The following is a 20,697-nucleotide window of genomic DNA, read 5'->3' as shown; positions in this document are numbered from 1 at the left end:
CACCGCGCAAGCCCCGACCCGGCGAGGAACCGTGCTGCACCTGCGTCTGATCGTGCCCGCCGACCGCACCGAGGAGGTCGTGCGCACCGTCGAGTCGACGGTGGGCACGGCTCATCTGGCGGTGCTCCCGGGCGCGGCCCGCAACCCCGTCGGCGACCTCGTGCTGTGCGATGTGGCCCGTGAGGCGGGCGACGGATTGATCGCCGAATTGCGATCGATCGGTCTCGACCGTGACGGTTCGATCGCCGTCGATCACATCGATCTTTCGATCTCGAAGCGGGCCGACAAGGCCGAGGCGGAGGCGCCGGGCGAGGGCGCGGACGCGGTCCTGTGGGAGTCGCTGACCGACGCCACCCACGAGGAATCGACGCTGTCGATCACCTACGTGGCGTTCCTGGCCGTCGCGACGATGCTCGCGGCGTGCGGGGTGATGCTCGACAACGCGATCCTGATCGTGGGCGCGATGGCGGTGGGCCCCGAGTTCGGGCCCCTGGCCGGCATCTCCACCGCCCTGGTGCGGCGCGCCCCGCGCCTGGTGGGACGCTCGCTGCTCGCGCTGGTGGTGGGCTTCGCCTCGGCGATGCTGCTCACGGCGGGCTTCGGCTGGCTGATGGAGGTGCTGGGGCTCTTCGACAAGTCGATGATCGAGGCACCCCGGCCGAACACGGCGTTCATCTTCCGGCCCGACTGGATGTCGTTCGTCGTGGCGTTCCTGGCGGGCATCGCGGGGACGCTCTCGCTCACCTCGGCGAAGTCCGGCGCGCTGATCGGCGTGGCGATCTCGGTGACGACGGTTCCGGCGGCGGCCAACGCCGCGATGGCGTTCAGCTATCAGGACTACGGCCAGACCTGGGGCTCCAGTTGGCAGCTGCTCGCCAACCTGGGCGGCATCGTCCTGTCCGGCACGCTCACGCTGCTCGCCCAGAAGGTGTTCTGGGCGAGTCAGCGCAAGCGTCAACTGCCTTAGCCGAGCGCCGACTTGACGACGTCGGCGAGACGGCCCGCCACCGAGCGGGCCTGCTCGATGTCGGCGGCCTCGACCATCACGCGCACCAGCGGCTCGGTGCCCGAGGGGCGCAGCAGCACCCGGCCGGTGGCGCCCAGTTCGCGCTCGGCCTCGGCGACGGCCGTGCCGAGTTCGGCGGAGGTGGCGACCCGGGACTTGTCGACGTCGGGGACGTTGACCAGGACCTGCGGCAGCCGCGTCATGACCCCGGCGAGGTCGGCGAGCGTACGGCGGGTCGCGGCGACGCGGGCGGCCAGCATCAGACCGGTCAGCGTGCCGTCACCGGTGGTCGCGTGGTCCAGGATGATCACGTGGCCGGACTGCTCGCCGCCCAGCGCGTACCCGTGCTCCTTCATCGACTCCAGGACATAGCGGTCGCCGACGCCGGTCTGGACGAGCTGAATGCCCTCGCCCTCCATGGCGATCTTGAAGCCGAGGTTCGACATCACGGTGCCGACGACGGTGTTGCCGCGCAGCGTGCCCGCCTCGCGCATGGCGAGCGCGAGGACCGCGAGGATCTGGTCGCCGTCGACCTCGTTGCCTTCGGCGTCCACGGCGAGGCACCGGTCGGCGTCGCCGTCGTGCGCGATGCCGAGGTCGGCGCCGTGCTCGACGACGGCCGCCTTCAGGAGGTCGAGGTGGGTGGAGCCGCAGCCGTCGTTGATGTTGAGCCCGTCCGGCTCGGCACCGATCGTGACGACCTCGGCGCCGGCCCGCGCGAACGCCTCCGGCGAGACCCGGGCGGCCGCGCCGTGCGCCTCGTCCAGGACGACCTTCAGGCCGTCGAGGCGGTTGGGCAGCACCCCGATGAGGTGGGCCACGTAACGGTCGAAGCCCTCCTTGTACGAACGGACCCGGCCCACGCCTGCACCGGTCGGACGCTCCCAGGGCTGGCCCGTGCGGTGCTGCTCATAGATCGACTCGATGCGGTCCTCCAGCTCGTCGGCGAGCTTGTGGCCGCCGCGCGCGAAGAACTTGACACCGTTGTCCGGCATGGCGTTGTGGCTGGCCGAGAGCATGACGCCGAGGTCGGCGCCCAGCACACCGGTGAGGTACGCCACCGCGGGGGTGGGCAGCACACCGACCCGCAGGACGTCCACGCCCGCGCTCGCGAGACCCGCGACGACCGCGGCCTCAAGAAACTCTCCCGAGGCCCGGGGGTCGCGCCCGACCACGGCGGTCGGCCGATGCCCCTCGAAGGTCCCCGCCTCGGCGAGCACATGTGCCGCCGCGACCGACAGTCCGAGCGCGAGCTCGGCCGTCAGATCCGAGTTGGCGACACCGCGCACGCCGTCCGTGCCGAAGAGTCGTCCCACGTCTGTCCTCCGAAAACCTCAAAGTGCGGGGTAGATAGACGAACGCCCCGGCAGCACGCAGAGTGCTGCCGGGGCGAACGAGAGCCGTAGTGGCAGGCGCGGATTTAGCGCTTGCTGTACTGCGGAGCCTTACGGGCCTTCTTGAGACCGGCCTTCTTGCGCTCGACCGCACGGTCGTCGCGGGAGAGGAAGCCGGCCTTCTTGAGGGCGCCGCGGTTGTTGTCCACGTCCGCCTCGTTCAGCGCGCGGGCCACGCCGAGGCGCAGGGCGCCGGCCTGACCGGACACGCCGCCACCCGAGATGCGGGCGATGACGTCGTAGCGGTTGTCGAGCTCGAGCACCTTGAAGGGCTCGTTGACTTCCTGCTGGTGGACCTTGTTCGGGAAGTAGTCCTCGAGCGTACGCCCGTTGATCTTCCACTTGCCGGTGCCCGGGACGATCCGGACACGGGCGATGGCGTTCTTGCGACGGCCCAGGCCGGCGGCCGGCTGCGGGTCGCCGAAGCGGGACGCCATCGACTCGGTGGTGTACTCGCCCTCGACGGGGACCTCGGACTCGAAGGTGGTGACCTCCGCGTAGGTCTCTTCGCCCTCGACGGGGGTCTCGACAGTGGTCTCGGCCACGATGCTCCTCAGATTCTTTTCTGTCTTAGGGGGTGTGGTGGCCGGAACTACTGCGCGACCTGGGTGATCTCGAACGGCACCGGCTGCTGGGCAGCGTGGGGGTGCTGGTCGCCCGAGTAGACCTTCAGCTTCGAGAGCATCTGACGGCCCAGGGTGTTCTTGGGGATCATGCCCTTGATGGCCTTCTCGACGGCCTTCTCCGGGTTGTTCGCCAGGAGGTCGTCGTAGCGCACCGAGCGGAGACCGCCCGGGTAGCCGGAGTGGCGGTAGGCCATCTTCTGGGTCTTCTTGTTGCCGGACAGGTGAACCTTGTCGGCGTTGATGATGATGACGAAGTCACCCATGTCCATGTGGGGCGCATAGACGGGCTTGTGCTTGCCCCGGAGGAGGTTCGCGGCGGTGGTCGCCAGACGACCCAGGACGACGTCCCGGGCGTCAATGACGTGCCACTGGCGAGTGATGTCGCCGGGCTTGGGGCTGTACGTACGCACTTCGTAGCCTTCGCTTCTTCAGTGGATGGGGTACCAGACTCATTGCACCCTGAAGCGATATGCAGCTGGGACTCACAGTGCCGGGACGCTTCCCGTATGCGAGCCACTGGTAACTGCTCCAGAGAACCTGCGTAAGGGCCACTCGCGTGAGAGCGATCGAGCCAATACGCATAACAAACCAGAAGACTACCCGGGCGCCCCCAGGCGGGTCAAAACAGCCCGACGGCCCCCGGTCCCCCTCCGGCCGCACCCGGCCCTGGCCTGGGCAGACGCCCTATCGCGCCCGCTCCACCCGGCGCTCGTCCCAGACCGGCTCCGGCGTCTCGCGCACCACTCCGTCCGAACCGAAGACCAGATAGCGGTCGAACGACTTCGAGAACCAGCGGTCGTGGGTGACGGCGAGCACCGTCCCGTCGTACGACTCCAGACCGTCCTGGAGCGCCTCCGCGGACTCCAGGTCCAGGTTGTCCGTCGGCTCGTCCAGGAGCAGCGCGGTGGTACCGGCCAGCTCCAGGAGCAGGATCTGGAAGCGGGCCTGCTGGCCGCCCGAGAGCTTCTCGAAGGCCTGGTCGCCCTGCCGCTCCAGCTCGTAGCGCCGCAGCACCGACATCGCGGCCCCGCGGTCCTTGGCGTGCTCGCTCCACAGGATGTCGACGAGGGTGCGCCCGAGCAGCTCGGGGTGGGCGTGGGTCTGCGCGAAGTGCCCGGGCACGACCCGCGCCCCCAGCTTCCAGTTCCCGGTGTACGCCACCGACTCGTCCCCGGCCAGCAGCCGCAGGAAGTGCGACTTGCCCGAGCCGTTGGAGCCGAGGACCGCGACCCGCTCGCCGTAGAAGACCTCCAGCGAGAACGGCTTCATCAGACCCGTCAGCTCAAGGTTCTCGCAGGTCAGGGCGCGCACACCGGTGCGGCCGCCGCGCAGCCGCATGGTGATCTCCTGCTCGCGGGGCGGCTCCGGCGGGGGCCCGGCCTCCTCGAACTTCTTGAAGCGCGTCTGCATCGCGTGGTAGCGGGACGCCATGTCCGGGCTGATCGCGGCCTGGTTGCGCAGCCGCAGCACCAGCGCCTTGAGGCGGGCGTGCTCCTCGTCCCAGCGCCGCTTGAGCTCCTCGAAGCGCGCGAACCGCTCCCGGCGCGCCTGGTGGTAGGTGGCGAATCCGGCGCCGTGCACCCACACGTCCGTGCCCGCCGGGCTCGGCTCCAGGCTCACGATCCGCTCGGCGGCCCGGGAGAGCAGCTCCCGGTCGTGCGAGACGAACAGGACGGTCTTGCGGGTCTCCCGCAGCCGCTCCTCCAGCCAGCGCTTGCCGGGGACGTCCAGATAGTTGTCCGGCTCGTCCAGGAGCAGCACCTCGTCGGGCCCGCGCAGCAGCGCCTCCAGGACGAGCCGCTTCTGCTCGCCGCCGCTGAGCGTGCGCACCTCGCGGAACTGCGCCTTGTCGTACGGCATCCCGAGCGCGGCCATGGTGCACATGTCCCAGACCGTCTCGGCCTCGTAGCCGCGCGCCTCCGCCCAGTCGCTGAGCGCCTGCGCGTACTTCATCTGCGCGGCCTCGTCGTCCACCGTCATGATCAGGTGCTCGGCCGCGTCGACCTCGGCGGCCGCCTCCTTGATCCGCGGCTGGGCCACCGACACCAGCAGGTCGCGTACGGTCCGCTCGTCCCGCACCGACCCGACGAACTGCGGCATCACACCGAGCCCGCCGCTGACCGACACCGAGCCGCCGTGCGGCTGGAGCTCACCGGAGATCATCCTCAACAACGTCGTCTTGCCGGCCCCGTTGGCGCCGACCAGGGCCACCACCGAGCCCTCCGCCACCCGGAACGAAGCGTCGCCGAGCAGCACCCGCCCGTCCGGCAGGTAGTACTCCAGGTGTGCAGCCTCAAGATGTCCCATGGGCGGATTGTCGCCCAGTGACCGGCCCCCTGAACAATCGAATTAGGATGCGCGGCATGAGCTTTGGGCAAGGGGGACCCGGGTGGGGCCCGGGGGATCAGCAGACGCCGGACTGGGCGGCGCTCGCCGACGCCTCGGCCGCGCGCAACCGGCGCAAGAAGTGGATCTTCATCGGTGCGGGCGCGGTCGCCACCGCGGCGGTCGTCGCGGTCGTGGCCACCGTCATCGTGAACGCGGGCTCCTCGGACGACGGCAAGTCCACGAGCGCGCTCCCCTCTCCCCCGGTACTGCCCAGCGACAGCGCGCAGCCGGGGCCCTCGTTCTCCCACGTGGCCCCGCCGCCCCCGCCCAACCCGTACGACTTCGTCGCCAGCGCCAAGAAGGACACCGCGCCGCTCGGCGCCGACACCCTCTTCCCGGGCCAGAGCCTCGCCCTGCCCAGCGGCGCCTACGCCAAGGGCCCCACCGGCAAGGTCACCGACTGCGCCTCGGTCACCCAGGGTTCGCTGGGTTCGACCCTCGCCAACAACGGCTGCCGGCAGGTCATCCGGGCCACCTACACCAAGGACGGCGTCGCGGTCACCGTGGGCGTGGCGGTCTTCGACACCGATGTCCAGGCCACCAAGGCCAAGGAGCAGGCGTCGGGCGGCATAGCCTCGCTCTCCGGCTCCGGAGTGAACACCTTCTGCCGCGGCGGGTCGGTCTGCCGCAACACGACCAACTCCTATGGCCGCTATGCCTACTTCACGATCAGCGGCTTCACCGACGGCAAGAACGTGACGCAGGGCGACACGGCCGTCTTCGCCGCGGGCAACGACCTCGCGAAGTTCACCTTCGACCAGATCGTGGCCCGCGGCCGCAACCAGGCCTCAGCAGCAGCCGCCCGCCCCGCCGCCTGAACTCCCGGGCAGGGTACGCAGGTTGCGCGCTTCCTTGCTGCGCGCGGCAAGCAACTCGTCGGCGGGGTAACCGACTTCCTCCAGGGTCAGCCCGTGCGGCTTGACCACATGCACGGAGGAGTCGCGCACCGCCGCCGCGAGGACCGTGCCGGGCCACTCCACACCCCGGTGCCCGTCACCGACGTACAGCAGCGCGCCCACCAGTGAGCGCACCATGTTGTGGCAGAAGGCGTCCGCGCGCACGGTCGCGGTGATGATCCCGTCGTCGCCGCGCGCCCAGGACAGCTCCTGGAGGGTGCGGATGGTGGTGGCGCCCTCGCGCTTCTTGCAGTACGCCGCGAAGTCGTGCTCGCCGAGCAGCGCGGCGGACGCCGCGTTCATGGCGTCGACGTCCAACTCCCAGTCGTGCCACAGGACATGACCGCGCAGCAGCGGGTCCACCCCGCCCACGTTGTCGGTCACCCGGTACGCGTACCGGCGCCAGATGGCCGAGAACCGGGCGTTGAATCCGCTCGGGGCCTCGGCGACCCGCCAGATCCGCACATCGTGCGGCAGCCGCCCGGCGAGGCGCCGCAGCAGCTTCTCGCGGTGCTCGGCCCACACCTCTTCGGGCAGGTCGACATGGGCGACCTGGCCACGCGCGTGCACCCCGGCGTCCGTACGTCCGGCGACGGTCAGGTCGTACGTCTCCGCCGAGCGCGTCACCGTGCGCAGCGCGTCCTCGATCTCGCCCTGCACGGTCCTGCGCCCCAGCGGCTGCCGGGCCCAGCCGGAGAAGTCCTTGCCGTCATAGGACAGGTCAAGCCGCACCCGGACGAGGCCGGGCTCCACCTCATCACTCACGTAACAGATCCTCTCAAAGCATCCCCGCAGCAGAACGGGCCCGCCCCCCGAAGGGAACGGGCCCGTTCACCAGCCTTCAGAACGCTTACGCGTCCTTCGCCTCGTCGGCCGGCTTGGCGTCCTCGACGTTCTCGGCGTCAGCGGCCTTGGCGTCGGACTCCTTGACGGCGCGCACGGTGGCGGCCTCGGCCTCGGCGACGGTCGCCTTCTTGGCGATCTCGCCCTCGACCAGCTCGATCACGGCCATCGGAGCGTTGTCACCACGGCGGTTGCCGATCTTGGTGATACGGGTGTAGCCACCCGGACGCTCCTCGTAGCGCGGCGCGATCTCGGTGAAGAGGGTGTGGACGATGCCCTTGTCGGTGATCGTCTGCAGCACCAGGCGACGGTTGTGGATGTCGCCCTTCTTCGCCTTGGTGATCAGGCGCTCGGCGACCGGACGCAGGCGGCGGGCCTTGGCCTCGGTCGTCGTGATGCGGCCGTGCTCGAAGAGCGACTTCGCCAGGTTGGCGAGGAGCAGACGCTCGTGCGCGGCGCTGCCACCCAGACGGGCACCCTTTGCGGGACGCGGCATGGTGATTCTCCTAGTGATCTGCACCGGCCGTATGAGGTACCGATGTCAGTGTCCGAGCAGGCGGCTGCCTGTCGGAGATCCGGAAGCAGCCCCGAAGGGGCGCTTCCGGAAGGGGCGCGGGGAACTGCGCGATCAAGCACAGAGCACCCGCACCCAAGAACGGACCGGACGGCCCGAGCTCTTAGTACTGCTCGGTCTCCACGAACCCGGCATCCGCGTCGTCATCGGCGCCGAAGGCGTCAGCCGCGGCGGTCGGGTCGAAGCCGGGAGGCGAGTCCTTCAGCGCGAGGCCCATACCGGCCAGCTTCGCCTTGACCTCGTCGATCGACTTCGCACCGAAGTTGCGGATGTCGAGCAGGTCCGCCTCGGAGCGCGCCACGAGCTCACCCACGGAGTGGATGCCCTCACGCTTGAGGCAGTTGTACGACCGAACGGTGAGCTCGAGCTCCTCGATCGGCAGGGCGAGATCGGCGGCGAGAGCGGCGTCCGTCGGGGACGGGCCCATGTCGATGCCCTCGGCGTCGATGTTGAGCTCGCGCGCCAGACCGAACAGCTCGACCAGGGTCTTACCGGCCGACGCCATGGCGTCACGGGGACGCATGGCCTGCTTGGTCTCGACGTCGACGATCAGCTTGTCGAAGTCGGTGCGCTGCTCGACACGGGTCGCCTCGACCTTGTACGTGACCTTGAGCACCGGGGAGTAGATGGAGTCGACCGGGATACGGCCGATCTCCTGGCCCAGCTGCTTGTTCTGCACGGCGGAGACGTAGCCGCGACCGCGCTCGACGGTCAGCTCCATCTCCAGCTTGCCCTTGCCGTTGAGCGTGGCGAGCACCAGGTCGGGGTTGTGCACCTCGACACCGGCCGGCGGGGCGATGTCAGCAGCGGTGACCAGGCCGGGACCCTGCTTGCGCAGGTACATCACGACCGGCTCGTCGTGCTCCGAGGAGACGACCAGCTGCTTGATGTTGAGGATGAGGTCGGTGACGTCTTCCTTGACGCCCGGCACGGTGGTGAACTCGTGCAGGACACCGTCGATCCGGATGCTGGTGACAGCGGCGCCGGGGATCGAGGAGAGGAGCGTACGACGCAGGGAGTTGCCGAGCGTGTAGCCGAAGCCGGGCTCCAGGGGCTCGATGACGAACCGCGAGCGGTACTCGTCAACGACCTCTTCGGTCAGCGAGGGGCGCTGAGCGATAAGCATGGGGAGATCCTTCAGTCATGGGCACCCACTATTTGATGCCCTGCTGGGTACTGCGGGGTACTGCGTACTGCAAGGGTACGGGCGGCACAGCCCGAAAGAGCCGTACCGCCCAGAACCTCAGGTCAAGCGACGTGCGTCAGACGCGGCGGCGCTTGGGGGGACGGCAGCCGTTGTGCGGCGTGGGGGTGACGTCCTGGATCGAGCCGACCTCGAGGCCAGTGGCCTGGAGGGAGCGGATCGCGGTCTCACGGCCGGAGCCCGGACCCTTGACGAAGACGTCGACCTTGCGCATGCCGTGCTCCTGCGCGCGGCGGGCGGCCGACTCGGCGGCCATCTGCGCGGCGAACGGAGTCGACTTGCGGGAGCCCTTGAAGCCGACGTGGCCGGCGGACGCCCAGGAGATCACGTTGCCCGAGGGGTCCGTGATCGAGACGATGGTGTTGTTGAACGTGCTCTTGATGTGCGCGTGGCCGTGAGCGACGTTCTTCTTTTCCTTGCGGCGCACCTTCTTGGCAGCGCCCTGACGACCCTTGGGGGGCATGTCTTACTCCAGCTGGAGAGGGGAGGTGATCGGTCCTACAGCGAAGACCGCTGAAAAGCGTCCGCTGTGGACTACTTCTTGCCCGGCTTCTTCTTACCGGCGATGGCGCGACGCGGGCCCTTGCGGGTACGAGCGTTCGTGCTGGTGCGCTGACCGTGGACCGGCAGACCACGACGGTGGCGCAGACCCTGGTAGCAGCCGATCTCGACCTTGCGGCGGATGTCGGCGGCAACCTCACGGCGAAGGTCACCCTCGGTACGCAGGTTGGCGTCCACGTACTCGCGGATCTTGACCAGGTCCTCTTCGGCCAGGTCGCGAACGCGGGTGTTCGGGTTCACGCCGGTCGAGGCGAGGATCTCCTTGGACCGGGTGCGCCCGATACCGAAGACGTAGGTGAGTGCGATCTCCACGCGCTTTTCGCGCGGGATGTCAACACCTGAAACGCGTGCCATTTACTGGCTCCAGTTGTTTTCGGGGGTCTTCCACAGCACCGTTCCCGACCGCCGTACTAGGTACGTTTCGGGTCCCCGGCCCCCGCCGGAGGTGTCACCAGCCGGGGAAACCGGCCAGGTGGGCGCTGCGTATGTACGTTTTGCTCGCGTCGCTCGAAGAACTGCGGAGTGCAGGTCGGTCGGCGTGCGTCAGCCCTGGCGCTGCTTGTGGCGCAGGTTGTCGCAGATGACCATGACCCGGCCGTGACGGCGGATCACCTTGCACTTGTCGCAGATCTTCTTGACGCTCGGCTTGACCTTCATGGGATGTCAGGTTCTCCGGGTCAGTGCCACCGCCGCCTGGAACAGACGGCGCGGGCAAGATCTACTTGTACCGGTAGACGATCCGGCCACGCGTCAGGTCGTACGGAGAGAGCTCCACCACGACCCGGTCATCCGGGAGGATGCGGATGTAGTGCATCCGCATCTTGCCGCTGATGTGCGCGAGGACCTTGTGACCGTTCTGGAGTTCCACCTTGAACATGGCGTTCGGGAGGGACTCGATCACGGTGCCCTCGATTTCGATGGCACCTTGCTTCTTGGCCACGCTTCGCCTTTCGAATCGGCTACCTTGATCGACTCCCGCAGCCGTGTGTGGACACACGGGTACACGAGAGCCGACGCATCAGTCTACGACAGGCCACTCGAAAAGACGAATCCGGGGAGTTTGCCCGCCATCGTAGATCCTTAAGCGGCCTGAGGTACGTGTCTGAGCCAGCGGGTCGGCCGGCTTGTTTCCCGGCCACCCGGCCCTCAGCCCAGCGGGTCCGGGGCCGTCGTGACCCCGTACTCCGCCAGCTTGGCCTTCCCGCAGTCCGGCATCGTCAGGACCAGCGGGCCGTTCTCCGTCAGGGCCACCGAGTGCTCCCAGTGCGAGGACCAGGAACCGTCCGTCGTGATGACCGTCCAGTCGTCCTCCAGGACCTCCGTGCGGGGCGTGCCCAGGGAGACCATGGGCTCGATCGCCAGGCAGAAGCCCGGGACGAGCTTCGGGTTGTGGCGGCCGAGCATCCGGCGCTTGTCGACGTAGTTCAGGAGGTGCGGGTCCATGTGCATCTCGGACCCGATGCCGTGGCCCCCGTAGTCCTCGACGATCCCGTACTTACCGGTCGACGGGCGGGGCTGGCGGCGGATGTACGACTCGATCGCGCGCGAGACGTCGATGAGCTTGTTGCCCTTCTTCACCGCGGCGATGCCGGCCCACATCGACTCCTCGGTCACCCGGGAGAGCTCGACCAGCTCGGGGGCGTGACCGCTGCCGACGAAGGCGGTGTACGCGGCGTCGCCGTGCCAGCCGTCGATGATCGCGCCGGCGTCGATGGAGATGATGTCGCCGTCCTTCAGGACGGTCTTGTCGTCCGGGATGCCGTGCACGACGACCTCGTTGACCGAAGTGCAGATCGTGGCGGGGAAGCCGCCGTACCCCAGGAAGTTGGACTTCGCCCCGTGATCGGCGATGACCTTGCGGGCCACCTCGTCGAGGTCCTTCGTCGTGGACCCCGGCACCGCTGCCTCGCGGGTGGCGGCGTGGATCGCGGCGACGACCAGCCCCGCCTCGCGCATCTTCGCGATCTGCTCGGGGGTCTTGATCTCCACCATGTGCGGCTCACGCCTTTCTGGACAGGTACGGTTCACCCCCCACGATAAGGCTTCCCGGCCAAGCCCCGGGGGCCTCGGCCGCCAGGTGCGACCCGTGCGCGACCGGTCCCGCAGTTCCCCGCGCCCCTAACTACTCGGTGCCGGCCAGCACCGGGCACCTCAGCCCGTCCGGCGTTTGAGGACGAGCGCCCTCAAGGCGCGAACGGGGTCTGGGGCGGAGCCCCAGGGACCTCGAACTCCGGCTGCGGACCGTGATCGCTCCCCGCGCAGTTCCCCGCGCCCCTAACTACTCGGTGCCGACCAGCACGGGGCACCTCAGCCCGTCCGGCGTTTGAGGACGAGCGCCCTCAAGGCGCGAACGGGGTCTGGGGCGGAGCCCCGGGAAGAGCGAGAGGCGCCGCACGCAGAACGGCCGCGGCACCCCCGCCAGGGGGCACCGCGGCCGCAAGCAGCACTGGATACGAGGGCTACGCCGCTTCGCGGCGCAACGCGTCCATCGCCTTCTTGGTGACCTCGTCGACCTTGCCCAGCGCGGCGATCGTGATGACCAGCCCCTGCGCCCGGTAGTAGTCGATGATCGGCTCGGTCTCGCTGTGGTAGACCTCGAGCCGCTTGCGCACCGTGTCCTCGGTGTCGTCGCCCCGCTGGTACAGCTCCCCGCCGCACTTGTCGCAGACGCCGTCCTGCTTGGGGGCGTTGTACGCCACGTGGAAGACGTGCGCGCTGTCGTTGCGGCAGATGCGCCGACCGGCGATCCGCTTGACGACCTCGTCCTCGGAGACCTCGAGGTCGAGCACCGCGTCCAGCTTCACGCCGTCCGCCTTCAGCACCTCGTCGAGCGCCTCGGCCTGGACCACGTTGCGCGGGAAGCCGTCGAGCAGGAAGCCGTTCTCGGCGTCCGGCGCTTCCATGCGGTCCTTGGCCATCCCGATGGTGACCTCGTCCGGTACCAGGTTGCCGGCGTCCATGTACGCCTTGGCCTGCTTGCCGAGCTCCGTGCCCTGGCTGATGTTGGCACGGAAGAGGTCGCCCGTGGAGATGTGCGGGATCGCCAGGTTCTGGGCAAGGAACGCGGCCTGCGTTCCCTTGCCTGCACCGGGCGGTCCGACGAGGACGATTCGCATCAGCGGAGGAACCCTTCGTAATTGCGCTGCTGAAGCTGGCTCTCGATCTGCTTAACGGTCTCCAGACCCACACCCACGATGATGAGGATGCTCGTCCCGCCGAGCGGGAAGCTCTGGACACCGCCGAAGATGATCAACGCCATTGTCGGTACGAGCGCGATCAGCCCCAGATACAGCGACCCCGGCCAGGTGATCCGGTTGAGTACGTAGCTCAGGTACTCAGCGGTCGGTCGGCCAGCCCGGATGCCCGGGATGAAGCCACCATACTTCTTCATGTTGTCGGCGACTTCCTCGGGGTTGAACGAGATCGCCACATAGAAGAAGGCGAAGAACACGATCAACAGGAAGTAGCTGACGATGTAGTAAGGATGGTCGCCCTTGGTCAAGTTGTCCTTGATCCAGGTCGCCCAGCCGGCCGTCGAGTTGGAGAACTGTACGACGAGCGCCGGGATGTAGAGCAGCGACGAAGCGAAGATGACCGGGATCACACCGGCCTGATTGACCTTCAGCGGAATGTAGGTCGAGGTCCCGCCGTACGACCGCCGGCCGATCATGCGCTTCGCGTACTGGACCGGAACGCGCCGCTGGGCCTGCTCGACGAAGACCACGAGCCCGACCATCACCAGGCCGACGAGCACCACGGTGCCGAACTCGATCCAGCCACCGGCCAGGTGACCCTGCTTCTTGATGGCCCACAGGGAGCTCGGGAAGCTGGCGGCGATCGAGATGAACATCAGGATGGACATGCCGTTGCCGATGCCGCGGTCGGTGATGACCTCACCGAGCCACATGACGCAGGCCGTACCGGCGGTCATCGTGATGACCATCGTGATGGTCGTGAAGATCGACCGGTTCGGGATGATCTCGGTGGCGACCTGGCACCCGTTGAAGAGGGCGCCGTTGCGGGCGGTGGCCACGAGGCCGGTGCCCTGGAGGATCGCCAGCGCGACGGTCAGATAACGCGTGTACTGCGTGATCTTCGCCGTACCCGCCTGGCCCTCCTTCTTGAGGGCTTCCAGACGCGGGATCACCACGGTCAGCAGCTGCAGGATGATGCTCGCCGTGATGTACGGCATGATGCCGAGCGCGAAGATCGTGATCTGCAGCAGCGCACCGCCGCTGAACATGTTCACCAGACTGAACAGGCCACTGTTCTGCTGGGCCTGGTCGACACAGGTCTGTACGTTCTTGTAGCTCACCCCGGGCATCGGAACGTGCGTACCGAGCCGGTAGACCACGATGATGCCGAGTGTGAAGAGCAGCTTCTTGCGCAGGTCAGGCGTCTTGAACGCCTGGGCGAACGCGGTGAGCACGGTGCCTCCTGCGACCCCCGCGCAAGTGCGTCAGGGTGACGGTCTTGAGGATCGACGAATAAGGATTGAAGTCTTGATCTGCCAAAAAACCGTGCCGGAGCCGTCCAGGCACACAGCACGGAACTTAGACAGTGCACGCCACCTTACCGGCGACCGTGCCCCCCTAGGAACGACCAACCGGGGATGCCCCATTTGAGAGGCATCCCCGGTTGGATGTTCAAGCCATCAAGCTGTCTCAGACAAGCTCGGTGACGGTGCCGCCGGCGGCGGCAATCTTCTCCTTGGCGGAGCCGGAAACGGCGTCAACCGAAACCTGCAGCGCCACGGAGATCTCGCCCTGGCCCAGGACCTTGACGAGGCTGTTCTTGCGAACCGCGCCCTTGGCGACCAGGTCGGCCACCGTGACCTCTCCACCCTCGGGGTAGAGAGCGCCGAGCTTGTCCAGGTTCACGACCTGGAACTCGGTGCGGAAGGGGTTACGGAAACCCTTGAGCTTCGGCAGGCGCATGTGGAGGGGCATCTGGCCACCCTCGAAGCGCTGCGGAACCTGGTAGCGGGCCTTCGTACCCTTGGTACCACGACCTGCGGTCTTACCCTTGGACGCCTCACCACGACCCACACGGGTCTTGGCGGTCTTGGCGCCCGGGGCAGGACGGAGGTTATGGGCCTTCAGCGGGCTGTTCTCACCCATGTCAGTCAACCTCCTCAACCGTCACGAGGTGGCGGACGGTCTGCACCATGCCGCGGAACTCGGGGCGGTCCTCCTTGACAACCACGTCGTTCAGGCGCTTGAGCCCGAGCGAACGCAGGGTGTCGCGGTGGTTCTGCTTGCTGCCGATGTACGACTTCGTCTGCGTGATCTTGAGGCGGGCCATTAGACACCCGCTCCCGCACGTGCACGCAGCAGAGCCGCGGGGGCGACGGCCTCGAGGGGCAGACCACGGCGAGCCGCGATCTCCTCGGGACGCTGCAGGCCCTTGAGGGCCGCCACGGTCGCGTGCACGATGTTGATCGCGTTCGAGGAGCCGAGCGACTTCGACAGGATGTCGTGAACGCCGGCGCACTCCAGAACGGCGCGCACCGGACCACCGGCGATAACACCGGTACCGGGGGAAGCCGGCTTCAGGAGCACGACGCCCGCCGCACGCTCGCCCGTGATCGGGTGAGGGATGGTGCCCTGGATGCGCGGAACCTTGAAGAAGTTCTTCTTGGCTTCCTCGACACCCTTGGCGATGGCCGCGGGAACTTCCTTGGCCTTGCCGTAACCGACACCTACGGTGCCGTCACCGTCGCCCACCACGACCAGCGCGGTGAAGCTGAAGCGGCGACCACCCTTGACAACCTTGGCAACGCGGTTGATCGCGACAACGCGCTCAACGTAAGCGGTCTTCTCGGCGGCAGCGCCACCGTCGCGACCCTTCCGGTCCCGCCGCTCGCCGCCACCGGCACCGCTTCCGCGGCGCTGGGGTCCAGCCATTGGATTTACCTCTCTCTGTTACGTCCGTTAGTCCCGGAACCGGGGCTTAGAACTTCAGCCCGGCTTCGCGGGCGGCGTCAGCCAGAGCGGCAATGCGCCCGGCGTACCTGTTGCCACCACGGTCGAACACGACGGTCTCGACGCCCGCGGCCTTGGCGCGCTCGGCGACCAGGGCCCCGACCGACTTGGCCTGCGCGGACTTGTCGCCCTCGCCACCACGGATCGACGCGTCCAGAGTCGACGCCGACGCCAGGGTGTGACCCTTGAGGTCGTCGATGACCTGAGCGGTGATACCGCGGTTGGAACGCGTCACGACGAGGCGCGGACGCTCCGCCGTACCCGACACGTGCTTGCGGATGCGGACGTGGCGACGTGCCTTGGCGGCACGCTTGTAAGCGTCGCCCTTGGCGATCTTCACACCGTATGCCATGGCTTACTTACCAGCCTTTCCGACCTTGCGGCGGATGACTTCGCCGGCGTACTTGACACCCTTGGCCTTGTACGGGTCGGGCTTCCGCAGCTTGCGGATGTTCGCGGCGACCTCGCCGACCTTCTGCTTGTCGATGCCCTCGACCGAGAACTTCGTGGGCGACTCGACCTTGAAGGTGATGCCTTCGGGGGCCTCGACGGTGATCGAGTGGCTGTATCCGAGCGCGAACTCCAGGTTGGAGCCCTTCGCCTGGACGCGGTAACCGACACCGCTGATCTCGAGCGCCTTGATGTATCCCTGGGTCACACCGGTGATCATGTTGGCCACCAGCGTGCGGGACAGGCCGTGCAGGGCCTTGTTCTGACGCTCGTCGTTGGGGCGGGTGACGTTCAGAACGCCGTCCTCACCCTTCACGATCTCGATGGGAGCCGCAACAGCGTGCGAGAGGGAACCCTTGGGGCCCTTCACGTGCACCGTACGGCCATCGATGGTGACGTCCACACCGGCGGGAACCTGGATGGGGAGCTTGCCGATTCGCGACATTAGCTTTTCCTCCGTTCCCGACTACCAGACGTAGGCGAGGACTTCCCCACCTACGCCCTTCTTGCCTGCCTGCTGACCGGTGAGCAGACCGTGCGACGTGGAGATGATCGCCACGCCCAGGCCGCCGAGCACCTTCGGCAGGTTGGTGGACTTCGCGTACACACGCAGACCGGGCTTCGAGATCCGCTTGATGCCCGCGATGGAGCGCTCACGGTTCGGCCCGAACTTCAGCTCGAGGACGAGGTTCTTGCCGACTTCGGCGTCCTCGACCTTCCAGCCAGTGATGAAGCCCTCCTGCTGGAGGATCTCCGCGATGTGCGACTTGATCTTGCTGTGCGGCATCACGACGGAGTCGTGGTACGCCGAGTTAGCGTTGCGCAGACGAGTGAGCATGTCTGCGATCGGGTCAGTCATGGTCATGAATCGGCCTTCGGCCTCTCTCGCCGCGGTTTCCTGTATGCGCCATCCCTCTCCCCACTCAGTGGCGGGACGGGTGCGGTGCGGGGACCTACGGCGTAGTAAGTCGTTATGGGCGGCGGACGCCCAACCCCACAAGCCTACGGCATGGGGAGTCGGGCCTCCGCCGACCAGATACTTACCGAGAGCGTCCGGAAATTCCCAAGTCCCTGAGGACAGAGGGGAATTACCAGGAGCTCTTGGTCACGCCCGGCAGCTCGCCACGGTGAGCCATCTCACGAAGGCACACGCGGCACAGGCCGAACTTGCGGTACACGGAGTGGGGACGACCGCAACGCTGGCAGCGCGTGTAACCGCGCACACCGAACTTGGGCTTGCGGGCAGCCTTCGCGATGAGAGCCTTCTTCGCCATCTCGCTTACGCCTCCTTGAAGGGGAAGCCGAGGTGACGAAGGAGGGCACGGCCCTCGTCGTCGTTGGTCGCCGTGGTGACCACGGTGATGTCCATACCCCGGGTACGGTCGATCTTGTCCTGGTCGATCTCGTGGAACATGACCTGCTCCGTGAGACCGAAGGTGTAGTTGCCACGGCCGTCGAACTGCTTCGGCGACAGACCACGGAAGTCACGGATACGCGGCAGCGCGAGCGACAGCGTACGGTCCAGGAACTCCCACATGCGGTCACCACGGAGGGTGACGTGGCAGCCGATCGGCTGACCCTCGCGCAGCTTGAACTGCGCGATGGACTTGCGGGCCTTGGTGACGGCCGGCTTCTGGCCCGTGATCGTGGTGAGGTCGCGAACCGCGCCGTCCATCAGCTTGGAGTCGCGGGCGGCGTCGCCCACACCCATGTTGACCACGATCTTGACGAGGCCGGGGATCTGCATGACGTTCTCGTACGAGAACTCCTCACGCAGCTTGCCCGCGATTTCCTCGCGGTACTTCGTCTTGAGACGCGGAGTGGTGGTGGTAGCCATCAGATGTCCTCACCCGTCCGCTTGGCAACGCGGATCTTGTTGCCCTCGTCGTCGAAGCGGAAACCGACGCGGGTAACGACCTTGTTGCCGTCCTTCTCCACGACGAGCTGAACGTTGCTCACGTGGATCGGGGCCTCGGTCGTCACAATGCCACCGGTCTGCGAACCGCGAGCGGTCTGGCCGGCCTTGGTGTGCTTCTTGACCCGGTTGACACCCTCGACCAGGACGCGGTCCTCGCGGGGGAAGGCCGCGATGACCTTGCCCTGCTTGCCCTTGTCCTTACCGGTGATGACCTGAACCAGGTCGCCCTTCTTGATCTTCATGCTTACAGCACCTCCGGCGCGAGCGAGATGATCTTCATGAACTTCTTCTCGCGCAGCTCCCGGCCCACCGGGCCGAAGATGCGGGTGCCGCGGGGGTCGCCATCGTTCTTGAGGATGACGGCCGCGTTCTCGTCGAAGCGGATGTACGAGCCGTCCTGACGACGACGCTCCTTGACGGTGCGCACGACGACAGCCTTGACGACGTCGCCCTTCTTCACGTTGCCACCGGGGATCGCGTCCTTGACGGTGGCGACGATGACGTCACCGATACCCGCGTAGCGGCGACCGGAGCCACCGAGCACACGGATGCAAAGGATTTCCTTCGCACCAGTGTTGTCGGCGACGCGCAGTCGCGACTCCTGCTGGATCACGTCTATCTCCTGATCGTCTGCCGGTTCCCGGCGGGGGCCACGGGCCTCTTACGAGGTGCGGCCCCCACCGAGCCTGGCGGAACCACTCTGAGGGAAACCCCTCAGAGAATTTCCTTACTTGGCCTTCTCGAGGATCTCGACGATGCGCCAGCGCTTGCTCGCCGACAGCGGACGCGTCTCCATGATGAGGACGCGGTCACCGACACCGGCAGCGTTCTGCTCGTCGTGCGCCTTGAGCTTGTTCGTACGGCGGATGACCTTGCCGTACAGCGCGTGCTTCACACGGTCCTCGACAGCGACGACGACGGTCTTGTCCATCTTGTCGCTGACGACCAGACCCTCACGGGTCTTGCGGAAACCGCGCGCTTCAGTCGTCTCAGTCACATTCTTCTCGCTCATCAGGCGCTCTCCACCGTCTCGATGCCCAGCTCGCGCTCGCGCATCAGGGTGTAGATCCGGGCGATGTCCTTACGGACGGACTTGAGCCGCCCGTGGTTCTCGAGCTGGCCCGTCGCCGCCTGGAAGCGGAGGTTGAACAGCTCTTCCTTGGCTTCGCGGAGCTTGTTGAGAAGCTCCTCGTCACCCAGCTCGCGCAGTTCGGACGCCTTGGTTCCGGCCGACATCACGCCTCACCTGCCTCGCGCCGGACGATGCGGCACTTCATCGGGAGCTTGTGAGCGGCTCGGGTGAGCGCCTCACGAGCAATCTTCTCGTTCGGGTAGGACAGCTCGAACATCACCCGACCCGGGTGAACGTTCGCGACCCACCACTCCGGAGAACCCTTACCGGAACCCATGCGGGTCTCGGCAGGCTTCTTCGTGAGCGGGCGGTCCGGGTAGATGTTGATCCAGACCTTGCCGCCACGCTTGATGTGGCGGGTCATCGCGATACGAGCCGCCTCGATCTGGCGGTTGGTCACGTACGCCGGCGTGAGGGCCTGAATGCCGTACTCGCCGAACGCAACCGTCGTACCACCCTTGGCCATACCGCGGCGCTTGGGGTGGTGCTGCTTGCGGTGCTTGACCCTACGGGGGATCAGCATTTCGGTCAGGCCTCCGTTCCGGTGCTCTCAGCCGGAGCGGCGGCGGCGGGAGCCTCGGCCTTGGGGGCCTCGGCAGCCGGCGCAGCCTGCTGCGGCTTGCGGCCGCGACCGCCACGCTCGCCGCCACGACCACCGCGGCCACCGGCCGGACGGTCGTTGGCGCCACCACGGGCCGGGCGGTTACCCGCACGGGCCGCTGCGTTCTCGGCGCGAACCTCGGCGATGTTCTTGACGTCGCCCTTGTAGATCCAGACCTTCACGCCGATGCGGCCGAAGGTCGTCTTGGCCTCGAAGAAGCCGTAGTCGATGTTCGCGCGCAGGGTGTGCAGCGGCACACGGCCTTCGCGGTAGAACTCCGAGCGGGACATCTCGGCGCCGCCGAGGCGGCCACCGCACTGGATCTTGATGCCCTTGGCGCCGGCCTTCATCGTGCCCTGCATGCTCTTGCGCATGGCACGACGGAAGGAGACGCGGGAGGAGAGCTGCTCGGCAACGGCCTGAGCAACCAGCTGAGCGTCCATCTCGGGGTTCTTGACCTCGAGGATGTTCAGCTGGACCTGCTTGCCCGTGAGCTTCTCGAGGTCGCCGCGGATGCGGTCGGCCTCGGCGCCACGGCGGCCGATGACGATGCCGGGACGCGCGGTGTGGATGTCCACCCGCACGCGGTCACGGGTGCGCTCGATCTCAACCTTCGAGATGCCGGCGCGCTCCATGCCGGACGTCATCATCCGACGGATGGCGACGTCTTCCTTGACGTAGTCCTTGTACAGCTTGTCGGCGTACCAACGGGACTTGAAGTCCGTGGTAATGCCGAGTCGGAACCCGTGCGGGTTTACCTTCTGGCCCATTACCGGGTTCCTTCCTTGCTGCTGACGACCACGGTGATGTGGCTGGTCCGCTTACGGATCCGGTAGGCACGGCCCTGAGCACGCGGACGGAACCGCTTCAGGGTCGGGCCCTCGTCCACGTACGCCTCGCTGATGACCAGCGAAGAGGCGTCGGTGTGGTCGTAGTTGTGCGCGGCGTTGGCAATGGCGCTGTCCAGCACCTTGCCGACCGGCACGCTCGCGGCCTGCGGGGCGAAGCGCAGGACCGCCTGAGCCTCCGTGGCATCCATGCCACGGATAAGGTCCACCACGCGGCGGGCCTTCATGGGCGTGACGCGGATGTACCGCGCCTGGGCCCTGGCTTCCATGGT

The 20,697-nt window shown here is 67.3% G+C and carries 31 protein-coding genes; 2 read left to right on the top strand and 29 right to left on the bottom strand.

Annotated elements, in window-relative coordinates:
- Positions 1-31: 31 nt before the first annotated feature.
- Positions 32-967: a DUF389 domain-containing protein gene (locus tag N4G70_RS10520; protein WP_261712282.1), complete on the top strand. Its 936-nt coding sequence runs from the start codon at positions 32-34 to the stop codon at positions 965-967.
- Here N4G70_RS10520 and glmM read toward each other — a convergent pair.
- The 4 genes from glmM to N4G70_RS10500 all read right to left on the bottom strand — a co-directional run bounded on the left by glmM (position 964) and on the right by N4G70_RS10500 (position 5,333).
- Positions 964-2,322 (bottom strand): phosphoglucosamine mutase, encoded by a 1,359-nt coding sequence (gene glmM, locus N4G70_RS10515; RefSeq protein ID WP_261712281.1) that lies wholly within the window; start codon positions 2,320-2,322, stop codon positions 964-966. The two genes, N4G70_RS10520 and glmM, sit on opposite strands and share 4 nt — an antisense overlap.
- A gap of 104 nt (positions 2,323-2,426) precedes the next feature.
- On the bottom strand, positions 2,427-2,945 hold the full coding sequence (rpsI, locus tag N4G70_RS10510) for a 30S ribosomal protein S9 (RefSeq protein WP_161245589.1): 519 nt from the start codon (positions 2,943-2,945) through the stop codon (positions 2,427-2,429).
- 47 nt (positions 2,946-2,992) lie between these two features.
- Positions 2,993-3,436 carry a 50S ribosomal protein L13 gene (gene rplM / locus N4G70_RS10505; protein WP_053727625.1) on the bottom strand — a complete coding sequence of 148 codons (444 nt, stop codon included), beginning with the start codon at positions 3,434-3,436 and terminating at the stop codon, positions 2,993-2,995.
- Positions 3,437-3,710: 274 nt separating this feature from the next.
- On the bottom strand, positions 3,711-5,333 hold the full coding sequence (locus N4G70_RS10500) for an ABC-F family ATP-binding cassette domain-containing protein (RefSeq protein WP_261712280.1): 1,623 nt from the start codon (positions 5,331-5,333) through the stop codon (positions 3,711-3,713).
- Positions 5,334-5,389: 56 nt separating this feature from the next.
- Between N4G70_RS10500 and N4G70_RS10495 the strand changes: the two genes are divergently transcribed.
- Positions 5,390-6,232 (top strand): hypothetical protein, encoded by an 843-nt coding sequence (locus N4G70_RS10495; RefSeq protein WP_261712279.1) that lies wholly within the window; start codon positions 5,390-5,392, stop codon positions 6,230-6,232.
- Here N4G70_RS10495 and truA read toward each other — a convergent pair.
- From truA to rplV, 25 genes are all read right to left on the bottom strand, one after another.
- Complete coding sequence (gene truA / locus N4G70_RS10490) at positions 6,203-7,075, bottom strand: tRNA pseudouridine(38-40) synthase TruA (protein WP_261712278.1); 873 nt, start codon at positions 7,073-7,075, stop codon at positions 6,203-6,205. The genes N4G70_RS10495 and truA overlap by 30 nt on opposite strands.
- Before the next feature lie 85 nt (positions 7,076-7,160).
- Positions 7,161-7,649 (bottom strand): 50S ribosomal protein L17, encoded by a 489-nt coding sequence (gene rplQ / locus N4G70_RS10485; protein ID WP_120721892.1) that lies wholly within the window; start codon positions 7,647-7,649, stop codon positions 7,161-7,163.
- Between the two features lie 181 nt (positions 7,650-7,830).
- Positions 7,831-8,853, bottom strand: coding sequence for a DNA-directed RNA polymerase subunit alpha (locus N4G70_RS10480; protein ID WP_010473911.1), 1,023 nt, complete (start codon positions 8,851-8,853; stop codon positions 7,831-7,833).
- Between the two features lie 136 nt (positions 8,854-8,989).
- Positions 8,990-9,394 carry a 30S ribosomal protein S11 gene (rpsK, locus tag N4G70_RS10475; protein ID WP_003956432.1) on the bottom strand — a complete coding sequence of 135 codons (405 nt, stop codon included), beginning with the start codon at positions 9,392-9,394 and terminating at the stop codon, positions 8,990-8,992.
- Positions 9,395-9,465: 71 nt separating this feature from the next.
- Positions 9,466-9,846, bottom strand: a complete 381-nt coding sequence (rpsM, locus tag N4G70_RS10470) for a 30S ribosomal protein S13 (RefSeq protein WP_053727621.1) — start codon at positions 9,844-9,846, stop codon at positions 9,466-9,468.
- A 189-nt stretch (positions 9,847-10,035) separates the two neighbouring features.
- Entirely contained in the window at positions 10,036-10,149 is a 114-nt protein-coding gene (gene rpmJ, locus N4G70_RS10465; RefSeq protein ID WP_003956441.1) for a 50S ribosomal protein L36, read from the bottom strand.
- A gap of 61 nt (positions 10,150-10,210) precedes the next feature.
- Positions 10,211-10,432, bottom strand: coding sequence for a translation initiation factor IF-1 (infA, locus tag N4G70_RS10460; RefSeq protein ID WP_003956442.1), 222 nt, complete (start codon positions 10,430-10,432; stop codon positions 10,211-10,213).
- Positions 10,433-10,638: 206 nt separating this feature from the next.
- Positions 10,639-11,484: a type I methionyl aminopeptidase gene (map, locus tag N4G70_RS10455; RefSeq protein WP_261712277.1), complete on the bottom strand. Its 846-nt coding sequence runs from the start codon at positions 11,482-11,484 to the stop codon at positions 10,639-10,641.
- A gap of 467 nt (positions 11,485-11,951) precedes the next feature.
- A complete protein-coding gene (locus N4G70_RS10450; protein WP_261712276.1) occupies positions 11,952-12,608 on the bottom strand; it encodes an adenylate kinase in 657 nt (218 codons plus the stop codon).
- On the bottom strand, positions 12,608-13,921 hold the full coding sequence (gene secY, locus N4G70_RS10445; RefSeq protein ID WP_261712274.1) for a preprotein translocase subunit SecY: 1,314 nt from the start codon (positions 13,919-13,921) through the stop codon (positions 12,608-12,610). Before secY ends, N4G70_RS10450 begins: the two co-directional genes overlap by 1 nt.
- 235 nt (positions 13,922-14,156) lie before the next feature.
- Positions 14,157-14,612: a 50S ribosomal protein L15 gene (gene rplO, locus N4G70_RS10440; protein WP_120721896.1), complete on the bottom strand. Its 456-nt coding sequence runs from the start codon at positions 14,610-14,612 to the stop codon at positions 14,157-14,159.
- Between the two features lies 1 nt (position 14,613).
- Positions 14,614-14,796 carry a 50S ribosomal protein L30 gene (gene rpmD / locus N4G70_RS10435; protein WP_053682614.1) on the bottom strand — a complete coding sequence of 61 codons (183 nt, stop codon included), beginning with the start codon at positions 14,794-14,796 and terminating at the stop codon, positions 14,614-14,616.
- The gene (gene rpsE / locus N4G70_RS10430) at positions 14,796-15,398 is read right to left on the bottom strand and encodes a 30S ribosomal protein S5 (RefSeq protein ID WP_120721897.1); all 603 of its coding nucleotides are present in this window, start codon (positions 15,396-15,398) and stop codon (positions 14,796-14,798) included. The genes rpmD and rpsE overlap by 1 nt, the downstream gene beginning before the upstream one ends.
- Before the next feature lie 46 nt (positions 15,399-15,444).
- Positions 15,445-15,828: a 50S ribosomal protein L18 gene (gene rplR, locus N4G70_RS10425; protein ID WP_100578126.1), complete on the bottom strand. Its 384-nt coding sequence runs from the start codon at positions 15,826-15,828 to the stop codon at positions 15,445-15,447.
- Positions 15,829-15,831: 3 nt separating this feature from the next.
- The gene (rplF, locus tag N4G70_RS10420) at positions 15,832-16,371 is read right to left on the bottom strand and encodes a 50S ribosomal protein L6 (protein WP_120721899.1); all 540 of its coding nucleotides are present in this window, start codon (positions 16,369-16,371) and stop codon (positions 15,832-15,834) included.
- 21 nt (positions 16,372-16,392) lie between these two features.
- Positions 16,393-16,791 (bottom strand): 30S ribosomal protein S8, encoded by a 399-nt coding sequence (rpsH, locus tag N4G70_RS10415; protein WP_003966947.1) that lies wholly within the window; start codon positions 16,789-16,791, stop codon positions 16,393-16,395.
- Positions 16,792-17,014: 223 nt separating this feature from the next.
- A complete protein-coding gene (locus N4G70_RS10410; protein WP_003948630.1) occupies positions 17,015-17,200 on the bottom strand; it encodes a type Z 30S ribosomal protein S14 in 186 nt (61 codons plus the stop codon).
- A gap of 5 nt (positions 17,201-17,205) precedes the next feature.
- A complete protein-coding gene (gene rplE, locus N4G70_RS10405) occupies positions 17,206-17,763 on the bottom strand; it encodes a 50S ribosomal protein L5 (RefSeq protein ID WP_261712270.1) in 558 nt (185 codons plus the stop codon).
- A complete protein-coding gene (gene rplX, locus N4G70_RS10400) occupies positions 17,763-18,086 on the bottom strand; it encodes a 50S ribosomal protein L24 (protein ID WP_053727612.1) in 324 nt (107 codons plus the stop codon). Before rplX ends, rplE begins: the two co-directional genes overlap by 1 nt.
- Before the next feature lie 2 nt (positions 18,087-18,088).
- Positions 18,089-18,457, bottom strand: coding sequence for a 50S ribosomal protein L14 (gene rplN, locus N4G70_RS10395; protein WP_053727611.1), 369 nt, complete (start codon positions 18,455-18,457; stop codon positions 18,089-18,091).
- A gap of 114 nt (positions 18,458-18,571) precedes the next feature.
- Complete coding sequence (rpsQ, locus tag N4G70_RS10390; RefSeq protein ID WP_100578124.1) at positions 18,572-18,856, bottom strand: 30S ribosomal protein S17; 285 nt, start codon at positions 18,854-18,856, stop codon at positions 18,572-18,574.
- The gene (rpmC, locus tag N4G70_RS10385; RefSeq protein ID WP_003966952.1) at positions 18,856-19,080 is read right to left on the bottom strand and encodes a 50S ribosomal protein L29; all 225 of its coding nucleotides are present in this window, start codon (positions 19,078-19,080) and stop codon (positions 18,856-18,858) included. The genes rpsQ and rpmC overlap by 1 nt, the downstream gene beginning before the upstream one ends.
- Positions 19,080-19,499: a 50S ribosomal protein L16 gene (rplP, locus tag N4G70_RS10380; protein WP_053727610.1), complete on the bottom strand. Its 420-nt coding sequence runs from the start codon at positions 19,497-19,499 to the stop codon at positions 19,080-19,082. The genes rpmC and rplP overlap by 1 nt, the downstream gene beginning before the upstream one ends.
- Positions 19,500-19,504: 5 nt before the next feature.
- Positions 19,505-20,347, bottom strand: a complete 843-nt coding sequence (gene rpsC, locus N4G70_RS10375) for a 30S ribosomal protein S3 (RefSeq protein ID WP_053727609.1) — start codon at positions 20,345-20,347, stop codon at positions 19,505-19,507.
- Positions 20,347-20,694, bottom strand: a complete 348-nt coding sequence (rplV, locus tag N4G70_RS10370) for a 50S ribosomal protein L22 (RefSeq protein ID WP_004571827.1) — start codon at positions 20,692-20,694, stop codon at positions 20,347-20,349. The genes rpsC and rplV overlap by 1 nt, the downstream gene beginning before the upstream one ends.
- Positions 20,695-20,697 lie beyond the last annotated feature (3 nt).

It is taken from the genome of Streptomyces sp. ASQP_92, from assembly GCF_025399895.1.
Lineage (GTDB): Bacteria > Actinomycetota > Actinomycetes > Streptomycetales > Streptomycetaceae > Streptomyces.
The sequence above is the reverse complement of the archived record's forward strand: the minus strand, read 5'-3'. Positions and strand labels throughout refer to the sequence as shown.